The organism is Comamonas sp. (assembly GCF_036666375.1).
In the GTDB taxonomy this organism is placed as follows: domain Bacteria; phylum Pseudomonadota; class Gammaproteobacteria; order Burkholderiales; family Burkholderiaceae_C; genus Comamonas.
Genome location: NZ_JAVWWA010000184.1, coordinates 1 through 5,467, shown reverse-complemented (window position 1 = coordinate 5,467; position 5,467 = coordinate 1). Strand labels below are relative to the sequence as shown.

Annotated in this window: 6 protein-coding genes; all 6 read right to left on the bottom strand. The window is 68.9% G+C overall.

Annotated features, from left to right (window positions below; genetic code table 11):
* Positions 1 to 299, bottom strand: a 299-nt coding sequence (locus tag RR928_RS24150) for a rhodanese-like domain-containing protein (protein WP_332684589.1), incomplete at its 3' end; no start/stop codon positions are given.
* Positions 300 to 370: 71 nt separating this feature from the next.
* Positions 371 to 1,336: a M48 family metallopeptidase gene (locus RR928_RS24145; RefSeq protein WP_332684585.1), complete on the bottom strand. Its 966-nt coding sequence runs from the start codon at positions 1,334 to 1,336 to the stop codon at positions 371 to 373.
* A 7-nt stretch (positions 1,337 to 1,343) separates the two neighbouring features.
* Positions 1,344 to 2,084: a lysophospholipid acyltransferase family protein gene (locus RR928_RS24140; RefSeq protein WP_332538974.1), complete on the bottom strand. Its 741-nt coding sequence runs from the start codon at positions 2,082 to 2,084 to the stop codon at positions 1,344 to 1,346.
* A gap of 75 nt (positions 2,085 to 2,159) precedes the next feature.
* Positions 2,160 to 2,726 (bottom strand): D-glycero-alpha-D-manno-heptose-1,7-bisphosphate 7-phosphatase, encoded by a 567-nt coding sequence (locus RR928_RS24135; protein WP_332538972.1) that lies wholly within the window; start codon positions 2,724 to 2,726, stop codon positions 2,160 to 2,162.
* Between the two features lie 19 nt (positions 2,727 to 2,745).
* Positions 2,746 to 4,857, bottom strand: coding sequence for a glycine--tRNA ligase subunit beta (gene glyS / locus RR928_RS24130; protein ID WP_332538971.1), 2,112 nt, complete (start codon positions 4,855 to 4,857; stop codon positions 2,746 to 2,748).
* Positions 4,858 to 4,880: 23 nt separating this feature from the next.
* The coding region (locus RR928_RS24125; RefSeq protein WP_332684581.1) for a glycine--tRNA ligase subunit alpha at positions 4,881 to 5,467 on the bottom strand (587 nt) is incomplete at its 5' end.

Below are 5,467 nucleotides of genomic sequence, written 5' to 3'. Positions count from 1 at the left end.
ACCGAGCGCACGCCGCTGCGGCACAGCAGCACCACTTTCATGCCCTCGGGCACGGCAGCGCGCAGTTGGGCGTCGAAGTCGGCATTCGCCGCCATGCCCGGCCATTGCTTCCAGGCCACGGCCTGGGCTCCGGGCACGCGCCCTACCCATTCGCGCTCGGCGTCGGTGCGCACGTCGACCAGCACCGCCTGCCCCTGCTGCACCCATTGCCAGGCCAGCGCCGCGGGCAGATCGCCTGCATAGCCCTGGGCGGGAAGAACGCCAGGGGTCGAAGAATCGGAAGTCAGGGAATCAGTCATGGCGCACAGTCTCGCAGAACTGCACGCGCGTTTCCAGCGACGGCCTGGCGCGCATCACGGGCTTTGACCCATCAATCGTCCGCATCGCTCCACAACGGAGCGGGCTGGTCGCGCAGGCGCTGGCGCAGCGCCCGATAGTCGGGCAGCACGCCGGCGACCGTGGCCCAGAAGCGCGCGCTGTGGTCCATGTGCCGCAGATGGGACAGCTCATGCACCACGACATAGTCGATGACTTCGGGCGCGTAATGCATCAGCCGCCAGTTCAGCCGGATCGCGCCGTCGCTGCGCGCACTGCCCCAGCGCGTGCGCGCGCTCGACAGCCGCAGGCTGCGCCACTGCACGTCCAGTTGCGGCGCGAAATGGTCCAGGCGCGCGGTGAAATGACTGCGCGCCATCTGCAACCACCAGGCATGCACGCGGCTGCGCACCAGCTCGGGCGGCGCATCGGCGGCCAGCGCCAGCTGCAAGGCGCCGAGCGCGGGCTGCAGCTGCGCCGCGGGCCTGCCGGGCAGCGCAGCGCCGCAGGTCACGCGCAGCGTACCGCCCAGGTACGGCAACACGGTCTGCGCGCCCCATTGCAGGCGCGCGCTCTGCGTCTCCAGGCCGCGCTCTCTTTGTTCGGCGAGCTTGCGCACTATCCAGTCGGCCTTGTCCTGCAACACGCGTTCCACGGCGCCCAGGCCCACGCGCAGCGGCGCACGCACGCGCAGGCCGTCGCTGCCCACGGTCATGCCTACGCTGCGCCGCTGGCTGCGTTCCAGCAGGTAGCCTACGCGTATGCCCGCCAGCTGCAGATGGTGGCTCGCCTGGGGATGGACAAAGTCCACGACAGGCGCGCTGCACGGTGGGGGCAATTCAGGTTGAGGCGGGGGCTCAGGTGCGCACAGCGGAACCAGTTCCATTTGCAGCGGCGCGGCCGGGGCCGCAGCCGCGGGCGGCGCGGCCCCGCGCCGTGGGCGCTTGACCAATTGCCCGTCGACCAGCGGCACCTCTGGCGGCGCCAGCCAGTCCCAGGCACGCTGCAGCAGGCCGGTCATCGTCCGCTCAGCGTGCGTAGGCCTCGGGGTCCAGGCGCCGCATTTCGCTTTCGATCCATGTCTCGGCTTCGAGCATCAGCTCATCATGCTTGCGGCCCGTGGTCGGAATCTGCGGGCCCACGCTCACGTCGACGATGCCCGGACGCTTGATGAAGGCCTTGCGCGGCCAGCATTTGGCTGAGGTCACGGCAATGGGCACCACGGGCACGCCGGCCATGATGGCCAGGCGCGTCGCGCCCGACTTGTAGACGCCCTTCTCGCCGCGCGGCACGCGCGTGCCTTCGGGAAACATGATCACCCAGGTGCCCTGGGCCAGCAGCCGCTTGCCCTGCTCGACCACCTTGTGGAAGGCGCGCGAACCGTCGGAGCGGTCGATGTAGATCATGTCCAGGCTGCCTATCGACCAGCCGAAGAACGGCAGGCGCAGCAGCTCGCGCTTGAACACATAGGCCAGCGGGCGCGGCATGATCGCCGGCATCAGGAAAGTCTCGTAGGTCGACTGGTGTTTGACCAGCAGCACCACGCCCTGCTGCGGGTCGGTCGGCAGATGCTCCATGCCCTGCGTGCGGTACTTCACGCCCGCAAACCAGCCGGCACTGTCGACGCTCAGCTTGAGCCAGGCGCGCGCGATGCGGTAGCGCGTGCGCGGCGAGGCGCCGAACAATCGCACGATCAGAATGGCCAGCGTATAGGGAATGCAGGTCACAGCCATCCAGAGCATGTGAATCACGGAGCGGATCAGTGGCATGGCGAAATCAGTCCAATCAATTAATCAGCGGGGCGCGGAGGCGCTCATGGGTGCAGGGGCCCGGCTCCCGGGAGCTCAGCCTGGCGGCGAAGGCGGCGGCAGCGGCTCGGCGGGCAGCAGGCTCGCGACCAGTTCGGCCAGGCTCGCGTGCGCGCGCACCTGCGGCGGAAATTCGGGCGACAGCGGCCCACCGCCCGCGGTGCGGGCGCAGACCAGATGCAGGTGGGCGCCCAGATGCGCGCCGGCCTGCAGGTGCTCGGCGCAGCTGCCTATCACCCAGGTCTCATGCGACTCGGCGCCATAGCGTTCGGCGATCTGCCGCATCAGCCCGGGCGCGGGCGCACGGCAGCCGCAGCCCTCGCCCGGCGCATGCGGGCAATAGAACACCGCCTCGATGCGCGCGCCGGCCGCAGCCAGCGCGCGGTGTATCCTGGCGTGCAGCGCATTGAGCTCGCCCATGCCGACCTCACCCAGGCCCAGCCCGGGCTGGTTGGTGGCCAGCACCACATGCCAGCCGCCGCGGTTGAGCCTGGCCACGGCTTCGAGCGCGCCGGGCAGCGCGACCCAGCTTTCGGGGGCCTGCAGGAACGACTCGCCCGCCCCATTGAGCGTGCCGTCGCGGTCGAGGATGGCGAGCTTCATGGCGCGGCAGCCTTGCGGATCAGGCCGCGAGGCGCGACAGGTCGGCGACGCGGTTCATGGCTTCGTGCAGCGTCGCCAGCAGGCCCAGGCGATTGGCCTTGAGCGCCGGGTCCTCGGCATTGACCATCACCTTGTCGAAGAACGCGTCCACGGGAGCGCGCAGCACCGCGAGGGTCTGCAGGCTGGCCGTGTAGTCGCCTTCGGCGAACTGGGCGTCGGCGCGCGGCACGGTGGTCTGCAGCGCCTGGTTCAGCTCCTGTTCTGCGGTTTCCTGCAGCAGGCTCGCATCGACGCGCGCCTGCACGGCGGTTTCGGCCTTCTTCAGGATATTGCCCACGCGCTTGTTGGCCGCGGCCAGCGCCGGCGCCTCGGGCAGCGCGGCAAACGCGCGCACGGCTTCGAGGCGCTTTTGCACGTCGGCCAGGCGCTGCGGGCGCAGCGCCAGCACGGCATCGACCTGCTGGGCGCTGAAGCCCTGCTCGCGCAGGTTGCCGGCCAGGCGGTCATAGATGAAGTCGAGCAGCGCGGGCGTGGCGTCGGTGATCTTGTCGCCGAACGCGGGCAGCGTGCTGACCAGCAGCGTCTCCAGATCCAGCGCCAGATCCTTTTCGACCAGCATGCGGACCACGCCCAGCGCATGGCGACGCAGCGCAAAAGGATCGCGGTCGCCCGTGGGCAGGTTGCCTATGCCGAACATGCCGACCAGAGTTTCGAGCTTGTCGGCCAGCGCGACGATCACGCCCACGTCATTGCGCGGCAGTTCGTCGCCCGCGAAGCGCGGCTTGTAGTGGTCTTCGATCGCATCGGCGACCGCGACATCGAGGCCGTCGTTGAGCGCGTAGTAGCGGCCCATCGTGCCCTGGAGTTCGGGGAACTCGCCGACCATGTCGGTCACCAGATCGGTCTTGGCGAGCTGCGCGGCCAGATCGGCCTGGCGCGCGAGCGCGCTGTCGCCCAGCTGCTGGCCTATCGACTTGGCGATCGCACGCACGCGGTCCACGCGTTCACCTTGCGTGCCCAGCTTGTTGTGATAGACCACCTTGCCCAGGCCTTCCACGCGCGAGGCCAGCGTCTTCTTGCGGTCCTGGTCGAAGAAGAACTTGGCATCGGCCAGGCGCGGGCGCACCACGCGCTCGTTGCCGCCAATGACCGCGCTCGCATCGGCGGGGCGGATGTTGCTCACCACCAGGAACTGGTGCGTGAGCTTGCCGTCGGCGGCCAGCAGCGGGAAGTACTTCTGGTTGGCCTTCATCGTCAAAATCAGGCATTCCTGGGGCACGCCGAGGAATTCCTTCTCGAATTCGCAGATCAGCACATGCGGGCGCTCGACCAGCGCCGTGACTTCGTCGAGCAGCGCTTCGTCCTCGATGGGGCGCACGCCGCCACCGACCTTTTCAGCCGCGGCCTGCAGCTGGCGCGCGATATCGGCGCGGCGCTCGGCAAAGCTGGCGATCACCGCGCCCTGCTCGGCCAGTTGCTGCGCATAGCTGTCGGCGCTTTCGATGACCACCGGGTCCACGGCGGCCTCGAAGCGGTGGCCGTGGGTGGCGGAGCCGGCCGTCAGGCCCAGCGCCTTGACGCCGATCAGCACCTGCGTGCCGTGCAGCACGACCAGGCCATGGGCCGGGCGCACGAAGTTGACGCTGGTCCAGCCGTCCTGCAGCTGGTAGCGCATGACCTTGGGGATGGGTAGCTTGGCGATCGCTTCGTCGAGCGCCTTCTGCAGGCCTTCGGTCAGCTGCGCGCCGCGCGCCGTGCTTTCGAAATACAGCACGTCGGCCTTGCCGTCGTGCACGCGCTGCAGGCCGGCGACGGCCGAGGCATCGGCGCCCAGCGCGGCGAGCTTCTTGAGCAGCGCGGGCGTGGCCTGGCCATCGGCCGTGAGGCCCACGGTGGCGGGCATGAGCTTTTGCGACACGGCCTTGTCGGCGGCCTGGGGCGCGACTTCGGTGATGTGCGCGGCCAGGCGGCGCGGCGAGGCATAGGCCGTGAGGCGCGAGCCGGTGCTGGTCAGGCCCTGGGCCGCGAGCTGGTCGAACAGCACGCCGGCAAACGCGTCGCCGAGCTTTTGCAGGACCTTGGGGGGCAGTTCTTCAACGAACAGTTCAACAAGAAGATTCGAGTGGTTCATGGTGTTATCTCTGTCGCAGCGGCTCAGGCGGTCTTCTTGGCGGCGGCGGATTGCTCGGCCTTGGCCAGGTCGGCCAGCACTTCCTCTGCCCAGGCCTTGGGCGCCATCGGGAAGCCCAGGCGCGCGCGGCTGTCGAGGTAGGCCTTGGCGACGGTGCGCGCCAGATTGCGGATGCGGCCGATATAGGCGGCGCGCTCGGTCACCGAAATGGCGCCGCGCGCATCCAGCAGATTGAAGCTGTGCGCGGCCTTGAGCACCTGCTCGTAGGCGGGCAGCGACAGCGACTGCTCGATCAGGTTCTGCGCCTGCTTTTCATGCGCGGCGAAGGCCGTGAACAGGAAGTCGGCGTCGGCGTGCTCGAAGTTGTAGGTCGACTGTTCGACTTCGTTCTGGTGGTAGACGTCGCCGTAGGTCAGCGTGTCGGTCCACTGCAGGTTGTAGACGTTGTCCACGCCCTGCAGGTACATCGCCAGGCGTTCGAGGCCGTAGGTGATCTCGCCGGTCGCGGGCTTGCAGTCGATGCCGCCGACCTGCTGGAAATAGGTGAACTGCGTCACTTCCATGCCGTTGAGCCAGACTTCCCAGCCCAGGCCCCAGGCGCCCAGCGTCG

What these genes read in the sequence shown, in the direction of transcription:
- RR928_RS24145 (WP_332684585.1), bottom strand. Translation starts at nt 1,336, where the DNA reads ATGACCGGCCTGCTGCAGCGTGCCTGGGACTGGCTGGCGCCGCCAGAG.
- RR928_RS24140 (WP_332538974.1), bottom strand. Translation starts at nt 2,084, where the DNA reads ATGCCACTGATCCGCTCCGTGATTCACATGCTCTGGATGGCTGTGACC.
- RR928_RS24135 (WP_332538972.1), bottom strand. Translation starts at nt 2,726, where the DNA reads ATGAAGCTCGCCATCCTCGACCGCGACGGCACGCTCAATGGGGCGGGC.
- glyS (WP_332538971.1), bottom strand. Translation starts at nt 4,857, where the DNA reads ATGAACCACTCGAATCTTCTTGTTGAACTGTTCGTTGAAGAACTGCCC.